We start from the raw sequence: 19,155 nt of genomic DNA, 5'->3' as shown, positions 1-19,155 counted from the left end.
TGTATTAATTACGTATTATATTCTTATTACGTAACATTATAAATATAAAAACTTAATAGAACATTACTTTATTGTTCTATTAAGTTATAACACCATAATAAAAGATATTTCAAAACCCATTACCTTTATACCATTATTCCACATAGAAAAAATTTACTATAGGAATATTTAATATGGGACACCCAAGTATTTATCCTTCAGGAACTACTATTTTCAATAAAGAAAAAACATTTAGTGGTTATACCCTTTTTAACGCACCTGGAAAAGGTGCGCTATTAATTGATATGAATGGTCGAGAAGTGCATTTATGGCAAGGAGTTGATGGTTTTCCTAATAAAATTTTACCTGGTGGATGTTTATTTGGTAGTCATGGTTTGCGATCACCTAAATATGGTGTTCAAGATCAAGTTGATTTAGTTCAATTTGATTGGGATGGTAACATTATATGGTCATTCAATAAATTAGAAAGAATACAAGATCCCAATCAAGAAATAATATGGATGGCAAGACAACATCATGATTTTCAACGTGATGGAAACCCCGTTGGTTATTACTCTCCTACATTAACATCACAAACCCATAGCGGAAATACTCTAATACTATGCCATAAGAATATTTACAAACCTGAAATATCAGATAAATGGCTACTTGATGATATTTTTATCGAAGTAGATTGGCAAGGTAATATTATCTGGCAATGGGCATTTAGCGATCACTTTTCAGAATTAAATTTCAGCGAAGAAGCTAGAAATGTTTTATATCGTAACCCAAATATGCGTAGTGCTGGTGGAGGCATGGGAGATTATCTACATATTAATACCATGTCTCGTATAGGACCAAATCTACATTATGATCATGGAGACGAACGTTTTCATCCTGATAATATTATTTGGGATTCTAGAGAAGCAAATATAATCGGAATAACTAGTCGAAAAACTGGAAAAATAGTTTGGCAATTAGGGCCCGATTATAACGACAAACAAGTTCATCATCTTGGTTGGATTATCGGACCTCATCATGCTCATATTATACCTCATGGCCTTCCAGGTGCAGGAAATCTGTTAATTTTTGATAATGGAGGTTGGGCTGGTTATGGAGCACCAAACCCTTCATCTGTATATGGCTTAAAAAATGCATGGCGAGATAGTTCTCGAGTATTAGAAATAAACCCAGTTACTCTCGAAATTATTTGGCAACATGATGCAGAAAAACTAGGTTTTGCATCTCCCATGGATTCGAGTCGATTCTATAGCCCATATGTAAGTAGCGCTCAGCGTCTACCAAATGGTAATACTTTAATTACCGAAGGCTCAAATGGGCGATTGATTGAAATAACAGCTGAACATGAGATTGTGTGGGAATATGTCTCACCTTACTGGCGAGAAGGAAAAAAACGCAATAATATGATCTATCGTGCTTATAGAATCCCTTATGATTGGATCCCTCAATTAGATATACCTGAAGAAAATAGCATAGCACCTACGGATGTCTCTCAATTTCGATTACCAAATGCAGCCCCTAAAGATACAATTACAGGAGTGTATATCGAAGGGATAATAAAACATAAAATTCCAGATGATGATATCTTATGTATTGCTCGCACTGGAGATAATCATTCCTCCAAAAAATCTGACATATTTTTCTTTTCCGATAAAATATATGAAATAGATAGTGAAACATTCGATTCAATTATTAATGAAAATAAAAATAATTTGATTTTCTTCGGTGCTAATTGGTGCAATAAATGTAAAGTATTGAATGAGTTATTACCTTCATTAGTGAAACTTTACTCAATAAATAAAATCAATTATCTCTCTGTAAATAATTCTGTTGAAATTCTTCAAAAGTATTCACTTAGAAGTATACCTATTATTGCAGTCTCAAATAATGGAAAATTAGTGGATAAACTCGTTGGATTACAGGATACAAAAACATATGTGAGCTTCCTCAATCAATATTTCGATAAAATAAGTTGAGGTTTATATATCATGTTGAAAAACAGTTTTTATTTACTTCTACTTCCAGTCATTATTTTTACAATTTGGTATATTACAACAACAATTGGAGGTGTTTCTCCTGTTATTTTTCCATCTATTCCGCAAGCATGGCATTCTTTGAATTTCCAATTATATTCTGGGCAATTATGGCAAGATATATCAATTAGTTTATCCCGAGTATTAATAGCCTTTGCTATCGCTGCTATTTTTGCTTTTTTTCTTGGTATTATCATGGCATTGTCGCTACGAACAAACCAAATTTTCAACCTAACATTAAATGCTATACGTCAAATCCCTCCACTAGCATGGATACCATTATTAATTTTATGGTTTGGGATTGGTGAAGTAACTAAAATTATTCTTATTATAAAAAGTGCCTTTTTCCCTATATTACTAAGTACCATCAATGGAATACAAACGACACCTATGACTTATATTGAATTAGGTAATCTTTATCAATTCAATCTCTGGCAAAAATTACGAAAAATTTATATTCCATCACTACTTCCCAACCTATTTACAGGTTTAAGGCTTGCAATGGGGTTATCTTGGGCAACAGTCGTTGCAGCAGAAATGATCGCAGCTAACTCAGGTATTGGCTATCGCATCAATGATGCCCGAATTATGCTAGATTCCCCAGTCGTTATAGTGGGTATTCTTGTTATCGGTATAGTCGGTTTATTATTAGATAAAATTTTATTAATTATATCTTATTACCTACTGCCATGGTTACGAACAGAAAGGAAATAAATATGCTATCAATCAAGCATGGATTTAAAAATTTTACTATCAATAATAAGTTACTTCCTGTTTTAGAAGATATTAACTTTCAAGTTCAACAAGGTGAATTTATTGCTATCGTTGGCCATAGTGGTTGTGGGAAAAGTACTTTACTGCGCATAATTGCAGGCTTAAACCAATTCAATAGTGGAAGTGTGCCTTTTAAAAATAAAGAGATAACCGAGCCAAATATAGAAAGAGGAATGATTTTTCAAGAAAATAGGCTTCTACCTTGGTTAACAATTGCCGATAATATTGCTTTTGGGTTAGATCATATAGATAAAAAAACGAAGAAAATTCTAGTTGAAAATTATTTAAAACTCGTAAACTTGACTGAGTTTGCGAATGCTTACCCCAAACAACTCTCAGGAGGAATGGCACAACGTGCGGCAATTGCCCGTACAATAATCACTCAGCCTGAATTATTGTTATTAGATGAACCGCTTGGCGCACTTGATGCTTTAACCAAAATTGAAATGCAACGAGAAATTTTATCTATCAAACAAGAAAAGCAACTGACTATGATTTTAGTTACCCATGATATTGAAGAGGCAATATATTTGGGAAATCGCGTAATTATTATGTCATCACGTCCTGGAAAGATAAAAAAAACAATTGATATTAATCTCCCTTATCCACGAAACCGTGGTAGTTCAGATTTTGCATATTATAAAAAAATTATTCTTCAAGAATTTTTTTACAATTCTGCGGAGCTTTTCGCAAGTGAATATGAAATCTAGAAGGAATATATCATGACATTATTAAATTATATCACTTTTCCTATCATCATATTCATTTCATTTAGTTTAGTTGGCTGTGGGGATGAAAAGCTGCCTGACAGGCAAAATAATGAAAAAATTGTTCGTATTGGCACAGCGGATAATAATGGTCGTTTAAGTGGTTTGCTCGGTTTAGCAAAACAGCTAGGATATCTTGAAGAAGAGCTACAAAAAGTTGATTACCAATATTCCATTTCTGGTTTTGCAGGAGCAGGTCCAGCCGTCAATGAAGGCCTAGCGACAAATGCTATTGATATTGCTGTTTATGCAGATTTTCCGGGAATTATAGCCACATCGAGAGGTGTTCCCTTAAAATTAATCATGTCAGAGGATTCTTCCATCAATGCTAATATCGCAGTAAGAAAAGATAGCAATATTCACTCGTTAGCTGACCTTAAAGGCAAGAAAGTTGCATTACCACGAGGAACGTATATGCAACGGTATTTCACGCTATTTATTGAACAACAAGGATATAAATTATCTGACTTCAATATTATTCAAATGACAAATGATGCTGAATCCGCATTATTAAACGGAGCAATTGATGCGATGGTATGGACTGAGCAAAGTACCGCCCGTTTAGAAAATAAATCTCCGACGATTACAACACTTTATTCAACCCGTACTGAACCTGAACTCTCAGGTATTTCTGTTATCGTAGGGCGAGAAGCATTCATAAATCAAAATGAGAAGGTGATTAAAGCAATGAATATTGCTTTATTAAAAGCAAGTAAATATGCGCAAAATAACCCCGATCAGGCAGAAATTTTACTTGCTAAAGAAAGCGATACTAATATTGAAATCATAAAAAAATACATGATTTTCATAGTATAGATAGTTTTTCTAAACGCTATTCCGTTAATATTACTGATAATGACATCCGTAAGTTAAAGCAAACTCAACAATTTTTGATTGATAACAAAATTATCACTAAGCCTATTGATATAAAAAATTGGGTTTATACTAAAAAATAAACGCCCAAATGAAATCACATCCCTTTTTATTTCTTTTCTAGCAAAGATTTTCCTTCATCTTTGCTTTTTTTATCAAAACATTAAGCTATGTTATCCCACTTGATCGTATTTTCTAAAATAAGTGCCAAGATAATGCCCATTAGTAGCCCATTCCCCAATAAAGAACTAAACATTGTTGGCAAAGAATTTAATACCGCAGCAGGTGCTGACATCAAGAAGATACCAATAAAAATAGGTAATGCGCGACGATAAATATTACGTGCATTCAGCTTCATATCTGCCAGAAATGAAAATGAAGAAAATAACAGGGGCAGATAAGTCGCCAACATGACTGCACTACCAATGGCTAACGGTAAAGAGCGAAAAAATTGAGTTAATACCGCAACGCCCCCCACACATAAGAAAATAAGGCTACCAATACTAAAAGAGATACGTGAACTATCTTTTGTTTGAGTAATTAAGCCAATGGATGAAACAAACGGTGAAAAAGGCACCACCCCTATTGGCGCGGCTAATATTGTGACGAACCCTGACATCATAAAACTGCGTCGATATAGAGACTTCGTCGGCAATGAATTGGGGTAAAACACATCAGTTCCTCGCATCGCTCCAAACGTATTGGATGTGTTTAATATCCCCGCCAAAATAGCCGTCAATACAATACTCATATTGACTTCATCGGAGCGACCTAATGGAAATAGCACCCATTCCCCTGATGAAACTGATGATATTGTGCTACCAAATAACCCACTATAAGCAAGCCATCCGGTAATTGTTCCAATCAATAATGCATATTTACTGATACTCATAGGTAAATAAATGATCATCCCGATGACAAATATCAGTATTGCGAGCGCTAAAAAGAAGACAGGGTAATTGACTGTAATATTTTCACTGCCAACACCAAATGGTAGTCCTAGCATTCCTTTTAAGAAAATAGTTACTAACTGGGCGCCAAGCAAAAACATGAATACGACTAAAACACCCGGTTTAAACAAACGCGCCAACCAACCGCCCAATCCACTCAAACCAATAAGAATAGTCACGACCCCAGACAAGAAAATACCAATAGCTAAACTCCAGCCGATAGTGCCAAGAGAAGTTCCTTGCATCGATTCTGATAATGTGACAGTCAAAATTGTTGCCCACCACAACCCTGTCGGCCCTTCCATTACTGAGCGCTTGTGCCCTAAGAATGCTTGCAATAAACAAGCCAGAGCTGTTAATAAGAAAGCATATTGGGTAATAACAAATGTGGTTTGTGGTGATAAATGAAAAGCGGACTGTAACGTCGGAGGAATAACAACCGTATTACAAAAGATAAAAAAGAACCATTGAAAACCTGAGATAATGTTATTTTTACTTATCGTAAAATTAGGCATATTGGTTCCTTGCTTCATATTTATGTATACATTTGCATGTTTTAAATTTGATTTTTTATCAAACTATGCAAAATAAATGGTATTGTTAATTTTATCATGACAAAAAAATCACTTGTATACCATTAAAACACCGCTTATTTTACAAATATGAAATTTACGATATTTTTCATTCATTAATCCAATTTATATATCTATAGTTAAACTCCCATAAAAACAACAACATACTTCAAAACCAAAACAACAAAAACCTCTCATATTTGATAATAAAAACACCAGTGAATGGTCACTTACCTTATAAAAACAACAATATGCACTATTAAACACCATTCTGAATTTTATATATATTGATAAAATAAAAAATATAAAGAATGAAAATATTATTTAAAATAATATCACTGAGCTATAAACCATGTATTTATAAATAGATCTAAGATAAGGAGGGAAAAATGTTTCTAACTAAAATAAAACATTTTTCATCTTTAATATCAATAAATTAACAACAAAAAAACTGAAGAGAACAACAACGTTCATTCTAATCCATTATTCAAATAATGCCACTATTAATTATCAATTTTATATTCTCACTAGCATTTCTTAGAAAAATGGCTCAGGTCTGATATTCAGAATATATTTAATTGTGATAAAAGAATAATACTGTGAAATGAAATTACAACCACAGATATAACTAATGTAAAACGCATTCTATAAGATGCTGGGGAATAAAAGAATGAATATTGTTGAGCGGTTTATTTCTTACACCAAAATTAACACCACCACTGATAGGGAAAAGGGCGCGGCAGGAATTATGCCTTCCTCAGAAGGACAACGCGTCCTTGCAAAGCAGCTGGTTCAAGAGCTAGAAGCTCTCGGCGTTGAAGATATTAAGCTGCGTGACACAGCCATTGTCACCGCAACGTTGCCATCTAACCTTGATTATGATGTGCCGACGGTTGCTTTCTTTGGCCACTTAGACACCAGTGCAGAACAAACCAATGACACTAAAGCACAAATCTTGCCATATACCGGTGAAGATTTGTGTATGAATAAAGAGCTTAATATTTATCTACGCAAGAGTGAGTTCCCTGAACTGGTGAATTATATCGGTGATGACATCATTGTCACTGATGGAACCAGCTTATTAGGTGCTGACGATAAAGCCGCTATTGCTTCTATCATGGATATGCTGCAATACTTTAAGCAGAACCCAGAGATTAAACACGGCACAATTAAAATTGGTTTTGTGCCGGATGAAGAGCAAGGGCTACGTGGCGCTAAAGTTTTCGATGTTAAAGAATTCGGTGCTGATTTTGCCTATACCCTCGACTGCTGTGGTATTGGTGAATTAGTTTATGAAAACTGGAACGCAGGTGATGCCGAAATCATCTTTACGGGTAAATCCGCACACCCAATGTCCGCAAAAGGTAAGCTGATCAACTCGTTACTAATGGCCCAGAAATTCATTGCCATGCTTCCGGGCGGAGAAGCGCCTGAATATACTGAAGGCCGTGAAGGTTATTATTGGGTGAAACAAATGTCAGGTAACAGCGCCCGTACTGTTTTAAAAATGGATGTGCGTGATTTTACCGAAGACGGCTATCGCAAACGTATGGCTTTCCTGAAGCAACTAGCTGAAAGTTGTGAAGGCTTATGGGGTAAAGAGAGTGTCGTTTGTAAATTATCCGATCGCTACTCTAACGTTTATAACAGCTTACAAGGTGACAATCGTTATCCAATCGATATCGCTGTTGATGCCTATCAAGCTTGTGGCATTACGCCAAAAGTCATCCCAATGCGTGGTGGCTATGACGGAGCTGCATTATCGCAAAATGGTTTACCTTGCCCTAACATCTTCACCGGAGCGCATAATTTCCATTCAATCTATGAATACCTGCCAGTGAAATCCCTTTACGCCGCCAGCGATGTACTAAAACAAGTGGTACAAATCACCGCAGAACGCTTCAAACCAGGAGCTAAAGCATGATCCCAATTCTAACGGTTCTGATTATCGTTGTTTTGGTTGCGCGGTTTATTTTGAAGGGATACAAAGCTGAACCAGTATTATTAATCGCTGGCTTAGTATTGATGATATTCACCCTAGCCCTTGGCTGGGGACCTATCCTCCCTAAAAATGTCGCCACCACCGGTATCACTTGGCTCGACCCCTTTGAAGTCATGAGAGATTTATTCAGTAGCCGTGCAGCGGATCTCGGTTTAATGATCATGGCATTGATGGGCTTTGCGCACTATATGGACCATATCGGTGCCAATGAAGCAGTGGTACGTGTCGCAACAAAACCCCTGAAAAATATGCGTTCACCTTATGTATTGCTATTTTTCTCTTTCTTGCTGGCGAGTATCTTGCAATTAGCCATTCCATCAGCGACAGGCTTAGCCGTACTGTTAATGGGAACCATGTTCCCAATTATGATAGGTTTGGGTCTATCGCCCGCTTCGGCTGCTGGGGTTATCGCAACATCTCTTGGGGTAGCCTACACACCAACTGCGATTGATGCTATCCGTGGTGCGAAAGCGGTCGATATGTCTGTCGTTGAATACGTACTTTACTACCAAGGGCCTGCAGCGTTAGCGACGGTATTAGTGGTCGGTATTACCCATATTTTCTGGCAACGTCACTGTGACCGTAAGCAAGGCTTTGTACCTGAGATAGGTAAAGCCATCCAGTCTCATGAAAAAGAAAAAGTGACCAAGTCAGTTCCTGGGTATTATGCACTTCTTCCTATGTTACCCATTATTATGGCGGTCGGAACATCCAATTTATTTTTTTCAGGTATTCACTTAGATGTCGTGACTATCGTACTGATTGCAATGGCAATCTGTATGGTGATTGAAACTCTTCGTGTACGTAACTTCAAACTGGTTTGTAATGGGTTCCAAACATTTCTAAATGGTATGGGTCATGCATTTAGTAATGTGGTTGGCTTATTGGTTGCCGCTGGGGTGTTCGCTCATGGTATTAAAGTCAGTGGAGCAATTGACCAACTGATTTTAGGTGCTGAATCCGTCGGCTTACCACCATTTGCCATGGCGATTGTGTTCGCCTTAGTCACTTTAGCTGCAGCAATCATCATGGGGTCAGGTAATGCACCGTTCTTGGCATTTGTGGAGTTAATTCCACAAATTGCACATAGTATGGGCGTTAACCCGATCGCGATGATTTTACCTATGCAACAAGCCTCACACATGGGTCGAGGTATGTCGCCTGTTGCGGGGGTTATTATTGCCGTATCCAGTGGCGCAAAACTGCAGCCGTTTGACGTAGTAAAACGAACCGCCGTGCCGTTGATGGTAGGTTTTGTGGCTCACTGTGCGATTATTGGTATTTTTTACTAATTACTATATTTACCATTCACATAATTAAAGCGGGACATATTCCCGCTTTTTACTTTTTCTAGCTAACCAATTCTAATGTTTACACTGGCAGTCTGAGGGGTCATCATGTTTGGGATCCGGGCAGCAAGAATCTATTGTCTTTTTTATAATATCAGACAACGTATTCACGGTATTTATAATGAGTGGCAAGTTTTCACAAACAGAGTCGCATTCTGAAAGTCTTCTATCCGGTTTTACTGGCGGTGTTAAACTATCACACAGTATTTCCTGTAAAACCAACGAGAAGTTTGCAATCCCAGTGGTGTAAATATACGCTCGACCGTCAGTTTCTTTAGCTAGGCGTTCATATTCTCGCGTCACGTTATCTCTATCCACCAAGGTCGGAAAGCGATCTAGATTGCTTGGGTTATCATCCGGTGTGCCTTGGTAGGTATACACCTTAATACCTCTTTCTTGAGCAACGGATATCGCTTCATTATTTTTTGCGATGGCAGCACGCGTGAGAATTCCACCGCCCCCCTCCATTCCTTCATCACCCAAGACAAAAATAGCCCTACGCGCATCATCTCGCCAGTCAAAATGCTTACTAATATCAATAACTGCCCGACATAAATCCTCTTTATTTCCAGCATGATCTCGCCCATCGGATTCTTTAAACGGTAATCTAGCTTGTAGGTCCCTTTCGTTCGCACCTATTTTGATTAAATATTCACTGGCAGATTGGTCAAACTTTGTGTTTGCCCAAGTCCCTTCGATACCTAAAAATGTCGCCCGAAGGTGGGATGGACACTTTGCTGATGCAGCTTCAATCGTCGCATCAATCTGTTTGCTCAAATCCCCTGCTTCATCAGACATTGAGCCACTCGTATCGATAACCACAACTAAATCTAATGCAATTTGCCCACTCCCTGTAACGATCTGAGATGTATTCATTACTCCTACTGAATTTGATAGTAATCCATAATAATCCGAAAGGTTGGTTTGATTTGTATCAGTCTGTTCATTTGTCTTTTTTTTATCCATCGCATATTCCTTTTATTTATTTCAATTAAATAGTTTAAAAATAAATTTTTATCATTGTTTTTATTACTATTTATCTTTAGTCGAACTAATTTATTATTACTTCTTTTTAGTGTTCGATATATTTCAAAAGTAGAAATACGTATTACATATTCAGATAAATGTGCGACATAAAAAGACTTTATGGGTGAGTTGGCTGGTGCTAACTGGAAAAAATTAAATTTATAAAATTATTAGATATAAAAAAAGCCAGTACCTTTTCGGCACTGGCTTCAATCAGAAATTTTACAGTGAAATCAGAAATTAGTTCTGATTGTCGCTGCTAAAACCTGCGTTTAATAGCTCAGCTAAATTCGCTGTTGCTTCATCTGCACTCACTTGTGGAGCTTCCACAACATCGTTCAGATGACGGCGACGGATACGGTCTTGGTGATACGCAAAACCAGTACCTGCTGGGATCAGACGTCCAACAATAACGTTTTCTTTCAGACCACGTAATTCATCACGTTTACCAGCAACGGCAGCTTCAGTCAGTACGCGTGTTGTTTCTTGGAACGATGCTGCTGAGATAAAGGATTCTGTTGCCAGAGATGCCTTAGTAATACCCAACAGATCACGAGCAAAGTTAGCTGGAATTTTACCTTCAGTTTCCAGTTTACGATTCGAAACTTTAACACGTGAGTACTCGACTTGTTCACCTTCGAGGAATTCAGAGCTTCCTGCATCCGCGATAGTCACTTTACGCAGCATCTGACGAACGATAACTTCGATGTGTTTATCGTTAATCTTAACGCCTTGTAAGCGGTAAACTTCCTGAACCTCGTTCGTGATATAACGCGTAACAGCATGGACACCACGCAGACGCAGAATATCGTGTGGAGATTCTGGACCATCGGAAACTACGTCACCGCGTTCAACAATCTCACCTTCGAACACGTTGAGCTGACGCCATTTAGGGATCATCTCTTCGTAAGGATCGCTGCCATCTAATGGCGTAATAACCAGACGACGCTTCCCTTTGGTTTCTTTACCAAACGAGATAATACCGCTGATTTCAGCCAAGATTGCAGGCTCTTTCGGACGACGTGCTTCAAACAAGTCAGCTACGCGTGGTAGACCACCCGTGATATCTTTAGTACCCACAGATTCTTGTGGAATACGTGCTAAGGTATCACCGACGTTAATAGCGATGCCATCATCTAACTGAACAATTGCTTTACCCGGTAAGAAGTACTGAGCAGGCATGTCTGTGTTAGGGATAAGAACATCGTTACCATTTGCGTCAATAACACGCAGAGCAGGACGCAGGTCTTTACCACCACTGGTACGTTCCGCAGTATCCAGAACAACGATTGAAGACAGACCGGTTAATTCGTCGGTCTGACGCGTCATTGTTTGACCATCAAGCATGTCAGAGAAGCTGATAATACCCGATACTTCACTGACGACTGGCATGGTATGTGGATCCCAGTTCGCAACAGTTTCACCGCCCGTTACTGCATCGCCATCGCCTTTCGTCAAGTGCGCACCGTAAGGGACTTTATAGCTTTCTTTCGTACGACCAAATTCATCAATCAGACGCAATTCTGTATTACGTGAAGTAATAACCAGTTTGCCTTCTGAGTTCGTTACGTATTTCGCGTTAACCAGTTTCAGAGTACCTGTGTTACGGACTTGAATACTAGATTCTGCCGCCGCACGAGATGCCGCACCCCCGATGTGGAACGTACGCATCGTTAACTGTGTACCCGGCTCACCGATTGACTGTGCCGCGATAACCCCGATAGCTTCACCTTTGTTGATGATATGACCACGAGCAAGGTCACGACCATAACAGTGAGCACACACACCGAAGTCAGTTTCACAACTTACAACTGAACGAACTTTAACGCTGTCGACTGAGTTAGCTTCTAACAGGTCACACAGTTTTTCGTGCAGTAATGTATTACGTGGAACCAGAATGTCTGCCGTTCCTGGGATCAGGATATCTTCTGCAGTCACACGACCCAGTACACGCTCACGCAGTGGTTCTTTAACGTCACCACCCTCGATAACCGGAGTCATCAGGATACCTTCGTGAGTTCCACAGTCGTCTTCAGTCACAACCAAGTCCTGTGCAACGTCAACTAAACGACGAGTCAGATAACCAGAGTTTGCTGTTTTTAATGCGGTATCGGCAAGACCTTTACGCGCACCATGCGTAGAAATAAAGTACTGGAGAACGTTCAGACCTTCACGGAAGTTTGCCGTGATTGGTGTTTCGATGATGGAGCCATCTGGCTTAGCCATCAGACCACGCATACCCGCTAACTGACGGATCTGAGCGGCGGAACCACGAGCACCGGAGTCGGCCATCATAAAGATACTGTTGAAAGAAACTTGTTGCTCTTCAACACCATCACGGTTAATAACCGCTTCAGTCGACAAGTTTTCCATCATCGCTTTAGCAACACGTTCGTTTGCCGCTGCCCAGATATCGATAACTTTGTTGTAACGTTCGCCTGCTGTAACCAGACCAGACTGGAACTGTTCCTGAATTTCTGCGACTTCCGCTTCTGCTTCGGCGATGATCCCAGCTTTTTTCTCTGGAATAACCATATCGTCGATACCAACTGATGCACCAGAGCGTGCTGCATAGGCAAAACCGGTATACATGATTTGGTCAGCAAAAATAACCGTAGGCTTCAGGCCCAGAACACGGTAACAGGTGTTCAGCATTTTGGAGATCGCTTTCTTACCTAACGCTTGGTTAACTAGCGCAAACGGCAGACCTTTTGGTACGATCATCCATAAAATTGCACGACCAACAGTGGTGTCAACTAAACCAGTATTGATAGTGATGTTACCTTCCGAATCTTTCACTTCTTCAGTGATACGGACTTTAACGCGGGCATGCAATGAAGCATGACCTGAACGGTAAACACGCTCAGCTTCTTTAGGACCGGCTAATACCATGCCCTCGCCTTTCGCGTTTACGCAGTCACGTGTCATGTAGTAAAGACCTAATACAACGTCCTGTGAAGGAACGATAATAGGCTCACCACTTGCAGGTGACAGGATGTTGTTGGTTGACATCATCAACGCACGTGCTTCTAACTGAGCTTCCAAAGTCAGAGGAACGTGTACCGCCATTTGGTCTCCATCGAAGTCGGCGTTATATGCCGCACAAACGAGTGGGTGCAATTGGATAGCTTTACCTTCGATCAGAATAGGTTCGAAAGCTTGGATACCCAGACGGTGAAGTGTTGGTGCACGGTTCAGCATGACTGGGTGTTCACGGATAACTTCATCCAAGATATCCCAAACAACCGCTTCTTCGCGCTCAACCATTTTCTTCGCAGCTTTAATGGTTGTTGCCAGACCACGTAATTCTAATTTGCCGTAGATGAATGGTTTGAATAATTCAAGAGCCATTTTCTTCGGCAGACCGCACTGATGCAGACGCAGGTATGGACCTACGGTGATAACAGAACGACCTGAGTAGTCAACACGCTTACCAAGTAAGTTCTGACGGAAACGACCTTGTTTACCTTTGATCATATCTGCCAAAGATTTCAGAGGGCGTTTGTTAGAACCTGTGATTGCGCGACCACGACGACCGTTATCTAACAGGGCGTCAACCGCTTCTTGCAACATACGTTTTTCGTTACGTACGATGATGTCTGGCGCAGCCAGATCCAGAAGACGTTTCAGACGGTTATTACGGTTGATTACGCGACGATACAGATCGTTCAGATCCGATGTTGCGAAACGACCACCATCGAGTGGAACTAATGGACGCAGATCCGGTGGTAATACTGGCAGCACGTTTAAGATCATCCACTCTGGTTTGTTACCAGATTGAATGAAGGCTTCCAGCAGTTTGATACGCTTGGTCAGCTTCTTACGCTTAGTTTCAGAGTTAGTTTCGTTTAACTCTTCGCGCAGCGTTTCACACTCGTTCTCAAGATCGAGGTTTTTCAGCAGGCCTTGGATTGCTTCCGCACCCATTTTCGCATCAAATTCGTCACCGAACTCTTCCAGCGCATCTAAGTATTGCTCTTCTGTCAGAATCTGTGCACGCTCAAGGCTAGTCATACCGCCTTCAACAACCACATATGATTCAAAGTACAGAACGCGTTCGATATCACGCAGTGGCATATCAAGCAGCAAACCGATACGGGATGGCAGTGATTTTAAGAACCAAATGTGTGCAGTCGGGGAGGCAAGTTCAATGTGACCCATGCGCTCACGACGGACTTTGGTCTGTGTAACTTCAACGCCACACTTCTCACAAATCACACCACGGTGTTTTAAACGCTTGTACTTACCGCACAGACATTCGTAGTCTTTTACTGGCCCGAAAATACGCGCACAGAAAAGACCGTCACGCTCAGGCTTGAACGTACGGTAGTTAATGGTTTCTGGCTTTTTAACTTCACCGAATGACCATGAACGGATCATATCAGGTGATGCCAGAGCAATCTTGATAGCATCAAACTCTTCGGTCTTGGTTTGCGCTTTCAGAAACTTTATTAAGTCTTTCACAAAATGCTCCTGTCGGAGTTAGACCTGTCAGGTGAGTGTTCAAAGACACTCTCCCCAAATCCCAGTGCTTACATGTGCCGGAAGGCGAACCTTCCGGCATAAAACGAATTACTCGTCTTCCAGCTCGATGTTGATACCCAGTGAACGGATCTCTTTCAGCAATACGTTGAAAGATTCCGGCATACCAGGTTCCATCTGATGGCTGCCATCGACGATGTTTTTATACATCTTCGTACGGCCGTTAACGTCATCCGATTTAACTGTAAGCATTTCTTGAAGAGTATAGGCTGCACCGTATGCTTCCAGTGCCCACACTTCCATCTCCCCGAAACGCTGACCACCGAACTGCGCTTTACCACCCAGCGGTTGCTGAGTAACCAAGCTATAAGAACCTGTTGAACGGGCATGCATCTTATCGTCAACCAAGTGGTTCAGTTTCAGCATGTACATATAACCAACGGTAACTTGACGCTCAAATTTCTCGCCAGTACGACCATCGAATAATGTAATCTGACCTGAAGTTGGCAGACCACCCAATTTCAGCAGTTCTTTGATTTCTTTCTCTTTCGCACCATCGAATACTGGTGTTGCAATTGGCATACCTTTTTTCAGGTTCTCAGCCAAACGCATAACTTCTTCGTCAGAGAAAGTATTCAAGTCAACTTTCTGGCGTGGATCATCACCTAAATCGTACGCTTTTTGGATAAACTCACGCAGTTTGGCAACTTCTTCTTGCTGTTTAAGCATAGCATTGATTTTCTCACCAATACCTTTCGCTGCCATCCCTAAGTGGGTTTCCAAAATCTGACCGATGTTCATACGTGATGGTACGCCCAGCGGGTTCAGAACGATGTCAACTGGGTTACCGTTTTCATCGTAAGGCATGTCTTCGACTGGGTTGATTTTTGAGATAACACCTTTGTTACCATGGCGACCCGCCATTTTATCACCCGGTTGAATTTGACGTTTAACCGCCAGATAAACCTTAACAATTTTCAGTACACCCGGTGCTAAGTCATCACCTTGAGTAATTTTACGACGTTTTGCATCGAGTTTTTTCTCGAACTCAGATTTCAGTTCGTCATACTGTTCGGCTAATTGCTCTAACTGGTTTTGCTTCTCTTCGTCTGCTAAAGATAACTCTAACCAACGATCGCGAGGCAGTTTGTCCAGTTTTTCAGCTTCAATTCCGCCGTTAACCAGTACAGAACGGATACGTGCAAACAGGCCAGCTTCGAAAATACGCAGCTCTTCTGTTAAGTCTTTCTTCGCATCGCGTAACTGAGTTTCTTCGATCTCCAATGCACGTTTGTCTTTCTCTACACCGTCACGGGTAAATACTTGTACGTCAATAACCGTACCAGATACACCGTTAGGAACACGTAAAGAAGAGTCTTTAACGTCCGATGCTTTTTCACCGAAGATAGCACGTAACAGTTTCTCTTCTGGCGTCAGCTGAGTTTCACCTTTAGGTGTTACTTTACCAACCAGAATGTCGCCGCCTTTCACTTCCGCACCAATATACACGATACCGGATTCGTCAAGTTTAGACAGAGCAGCTTCACCGACGTTTGGAATATCCGCAGTGATTTCTTCAGGCCCTAATTTAGTGTCACGAGACACACAAGAGAGCTCTTGAATGTGAATAGTTGTGAAACGGTCTTCTTGAACAACACGCTCAGAAACTAAGATGGAGTCTTCGAAGTTATAACCATTCCATGGCATGAATGCCACGCGCATGTTTTGGCCAAGTGCCAATTCGCCGAGGTCTGTTGACGGACCATCTGCTAACACATCACCACGTTCAACAGGTTCACCTAAAGATACGCAAGGCATCTGGCTAATACAGGTGTTCTGGTTAGAACGGGTATATTTAGTCAGGTTATAAATATCGATTCCAGCTTCGCCTGGGTACATCTCATCTTCGTTAACTTTGATAACGATACGAGACGCATCAACGTACTGAACTGAACCACCACGTCTTGCAACAGCAGTAACACCGGAGTCAACCGCTACTGCACGTTCCATACCAGTACCAACTAATGGTTTGTCAGCACGTAGAGTAGGAACCGCTTGACGTTGCATGTTCGCACCCATCAATGCACGGTTGGCGTCATCGTGTTCAAGGAATGGGATCAGAGACGCACCAACAGAAACAACCTGTTGAGTCGAAACGTCCATATATTCAACCTGTTCACGGCTGAATAAGCTTGATTCACCTTTGTTACGGCAAGTAATCAGTTCTTCAACGAAGCTACCATCATCACCTAAAACGGTGTTTGCCTGAGCAATGATGAAGTTACCTTCTTCAATCGCAGACAGATAATGGATTTCATCTGTAACTAAACCATCACGTACTAAACGGTATGGGGTTTCTAAGAAACCGTACTCATTGGTCTGTGCATAAACAGATAATGAGTTGATCAGACCAATGTTCGGACCTTCAGGTGTTTCGATAGGACAAACACGACCGTAGTGAGTTGGGTGAACGTCACGTACTTCGAAGCCCGCACGCTCACGAGTCAGACCACCAGGGCCTAACGCAGAGATACGACGTTTGTGCGTAATTTCAGACAGTGGGTTGTTCTGGTCCATAAATTGGGACAGCTGGCTAGAACCAAAGAACTCTTTCACTGCGGCTGAAATTGGTTTCGCGTTGATCATATCTTGTGGCATTAATGCATCGAGGTCGCCCAGAGAAAGACGCTCTTTCACTGCACGCTCAACACGAACCAGACCGACACGGAATTGGTTCTCTGCCATTTCACCAACAGAACGAATACGACGGTTACCTAAGTGGTCGATATCATCCACTTCGCCTTTACCGTTACGGATATCGATGAGTTTACGCATCACATCAATGATGTCTTCTTCACTCAGGATACCTGAACCTTCAATTTCTTCACGGTTCAGTGAACGGTTGAACTTCATACGACCTACAGCAGACAAGTCGTAACGGTCTTCAGAGAAGAACAGGTTCTCGAATAGGTTTTCTGCCGCTTCACGGGTCGGTGGCTCACCAGGACGCATCATGCGGTAGATTTCTACCAATGCACTCAGACGGTCGTTAGTTGGGTCGACACGAACGGTTTCAGAAATGTAAGCACCGTGGTCTAAGTCATTGGTAAACAATGTTTCGATTGTTTTATGACCAGACTGGCTCAGACGCGCCAACATGTCTAAAGAAAGTTCCATGTTTGCTGCACAAATCAGCTCACCGGTGCTTTCATCAATGTAGTCTCTAGCAACAACTTTACCTGCGATATATTCAACAGGCACTTCGATGCTATTGATTTCTTCTTTTTCTAACTGACGAATATGACGTGCAGTGATACGGCGGCCTTTTTCTACATAGACTTTACCGTTCGCTTCAATATCAAAAGAAGCCGTTTCACCACGTAGACGCTCAGGAACCAGCGTCATCATCAGTTTATTATCACGGATTTGGAATACAGTTTTTTCGAAGAATAGATTTAAGATTTCTTCTGTATTGTAATCCATTGCACGCAGAATAATGGTCGCAGGTAATTTACGGCGACGGTCAATACGTACAAACAGGTTATCTTTCGGGTCAAATTCGAAATCAAGCCATGAACCACGGTAAGGGATAATACGTGCGTTATAGAGCACTTTACCTGAAGAGTGTGTTTTACCTTTATCGCTGTCGAAGAATACACCCGGACTACGGTGTAACTGAGAAACGATAACACGCTCAGTACCGTTGATAACGAAAGTTCCGTTTTCAGTCATGAGTGGAATTTCACCCATGTAGACTTCTTGTTCTTTGATGTCTTTAACAGTTCCTTCCGGTGCTTCACGCTCATAAACGATGAGACGCAATTTCACACGCAAAGGCGCAGAGTAAGTTACACCGCGAATTTGACATTCTTTAACATCAAAAACAGGCTCGCCTAAACGATAGCTGACATATTGTAATTCAGCATTACCGCTATAGCTCTGAATTGGAAACACAGAACGGAAAGCAGCTTCCAGCCCATTCTGGCCATCAGGATCTTGCTCGATAAACTTCTGGAACGAGTCAAGTTGGATAGAAAGGAGATAAGGTATGTCCAAAACTTGTGGACGTTTACCAAAATCCTTACGAATACGTTTTTTCTCGGTATAGGAGTAAACCATAGGTTTCCTCAGCTCGTTGATCAGTGACCCAAGTGGTTAGCTCTTAGTATAAGAGACTGAACCGCAACGCGTTTTTTATAAGAAACGGAAAATGAATACTTTCCTTAATACTCATTGCTATTACTCTTAAATCATTTCATTGCGTTACTTTTGCTACCGAGCTACCCGAGCGGGTCGTAGCGAAGAACACAGTATATTAAGTCGTCAA

General features: G+C 40.8%; 10 protein-coding genes. 6 read left to right on the top strand and 4 right to left on the bottom strand.

Annotation, left to right across the window (positions count from 1 at the left end; translation table 11 throughout):
- The first annotated feature begins 173 nt into the window (after positions 1–173).
- Genes M0M83_RS01825 through M0M83_RS01810 form a run of 4 tightly spaced genes read left to right on the top strand, consistent with a single transcriptional unit; the run spans position 174 to position 4,390 of the window.
- The gene (locus M0M83_RS01825; RefSeq protein WP_248467465.1) at positions 174–1,976 is read left to right on the top strand and encodes an arylsulfotransferase family protein; all 1,803 of its coding nucleotides are present in this window, start codon (positions 174–176) and stop codon (positions 1,974–1,976) included.
- A 12-nt stretch (positions 1,977–1,988) separates the two neighbouring features.
- Positions 1,989–2,747: an ABC transporter permease gene (locus M0M83_RS01820; protein WP_248467464.1), complete on the top strand. Its 759-nt coding sequence runs from the start codon at positions 1,989–1,991 to the stop codon at positions 2,745–2,747.
- Between the two features lie 2 nt (positions 2,748–2,749).
- Positions 2,750–3,517 carry an ABC transporter ATP-binding protein gene (locus tag M0M83_RS01815; protein WP_248467463.1) on the top strand — a complete coding sequence of 256 codons (768 nt, stop codon included), beginning with the start codon at positions 2,750–2,752 and terminating at the stop codon, positions 3,515–3,517.
- A gap of 12 nt (positions 3,518–3,529) precedes the next feature.
- On the top strand, positions 3,530–4,390 hold the full coding sequence (locus tag M0M83_RS01810) for an ABC transporter substrate-binding protein (protein ID WP_248467461.1): 861 nt from the start codon (positions 3,530–3,532) through the stop codon (positions 4,388–4,390).
- A 220-nt stretch (positions 4,391–4,610) separates the two neighbouring features.
- Here the strand turns inward: M0M83_RS01810 and M0M83_RS01805 are convergent, their stop codons facing one another.
- Complete coding sequence (locus M0M83_RS01805; protein WP_248467459.1) at positions 4,611–5,912, bottom strand: uracil/xanthine transporter; 1,302 nt, start codon at positions 5,910–5,912, stop codon at positions 4,611–4,613.
- Between the two features lie 727 nt (positions 5,913–6,639).
- Between M0M83_RS01805 and pepT the strand changes: the two genes are divergently transcribed.
- Complete coding sequence (pepT, locus tag M0M83_RS01800) at positions 6,640–7,893, top strand: peptidase T (protein WP_125895093.1); 1,254 nt, start codon at positions 6,640–6,642, stop codon at positions 7,891–7,893.
- Positions 7,890–9,263 (top strand): C4-dicarboxylate transporter DcuC, encoded by a 1,374-nt coding sequence (gene dcuC, locus M0M83_RS01795; protein ID WP_102140200.1) that lies wholly within the window; start codon positions 7,890–7,892, stop codon positions 9,261–9,263. The genes pepT and dcuC overlap by 4 nt, the downstream gene beginning before the upstream one ends.
- Before the next feature lie 72 nt (positions 9,264–9,335).
- Here dcuC and M0M83_RS01790 read toward each other — a convergent pair whose 3' ends face one another.
- From M0M83_RS01790 to rpoB, 3 genes are all read right to left on the bottom strand, one after another.
- Positions 9,336–10,196: a VWA domain-containing protein gene (locus M0M83_RS01790; protein WP_248467458.1), complete on the bottom strand. Its 861-nt coding sequence runs from the start codon at positions 10,194–10,196 to the stop codon at positions 9,336–9,338.
- 390 nt (positions 10,197–10,586) lie between these two features.
- Positions 10,587–14,810, bottom strand: coding sequence for a DNA-directed RNA polymerase subunit beta' (gene rpoC, locus M0M83_RS01785; RefSeq protein WP_125895089.1), 4,224 nt, complete (start codon positions 14,808–14,810; stop codon positions 10,587–10,589).
- A gap of 108 nt (positions 14,811–14,918) precedes the next feature.
- Positions 14,919–18,947: a DNA-directed RNA polymerase subunit beta gene (rpoB, locus tag M0M83_RS01780; RefSeq protein WP_125895087.1), complete on the bottom strand. Its 4,029-nt coding sequence runs from the start codon at positions 18,945–18,947 to the stop codon at positions 14,919–14,921.
- Positions 18,948–19,155: the final 208 nt, after the last annotated feature.

Source organism: Providencia rettgeri, from assembly GCF_023205015.1.
Lineage (GTDB): Bacteria > Pseudomonadota > Gammaproteobacteria > Enterobacterales > Enterobacteriaceae > Providencia > Providencia rettgeri_E.
This window is presented reverse-complemented; position numbering and strand designations above follow the sequence as displayed.

Coding starts and splice junctions, on each gene's coding strand:
- M0M83_RS01815 (WP_248467463.1), top strand. CDS start 2,750: ATGCTATCAATCAAGCATGGATTTAAAAATTTTACTATCAATAATAAG.
- M0M83_RS01790 (WP_248467458.1), bottom strand. CDS start 10,196: ATGAATACATCTCAGATCGTTACAGGGAGTGGGCAAATTGCATTAGAT.
- M0M83_RS01810 (WP_248467461.1), top strand. CDS start 3,530: ATGACATTATTAAATTATATCACTTTTCCTATCATCATATTCATTTCA.
- M0M83_RS01820 (WP_248467464.1), top strand. CDS start 1,989: ATGTTGAAAAACAGTTTTTATTTACTTCTACTTCCAGTCATTATTTTT.
- dcuC (WP_102140200.1), top strand. CDS start 7,890: ATGATCCCAATTCTAACGGTTCTGATTATCGTTGTTTTGGTTGCGCGG.
- pepT (WP_125895093.1), top strand. CDS start 6,640: ATGAATATTGTTGAGCGGTTTATTTCTTACACCAAAATTAACACCACC.
- M0M83_RS01825 (WP_248467465.1), top strand. CDS start 174: ATGGGACACCCAAGTATTTATCCTTCAGGAACTACTATTTTCAATAAA.
- M0M83_RS01805 (WP_248467459.1), bottom strand. CDS start 5,912: ATGCCTAATTTTACGATAAGTAAAAATAACATTATCTCAGGTTTTCAA.
- rpoB (WP_125895087.1), bottom strand. CDS start 18,947: ATGGTTTACTCCTATACCGAGAAAAAACGTATTCGTAAGGATTTTGGT.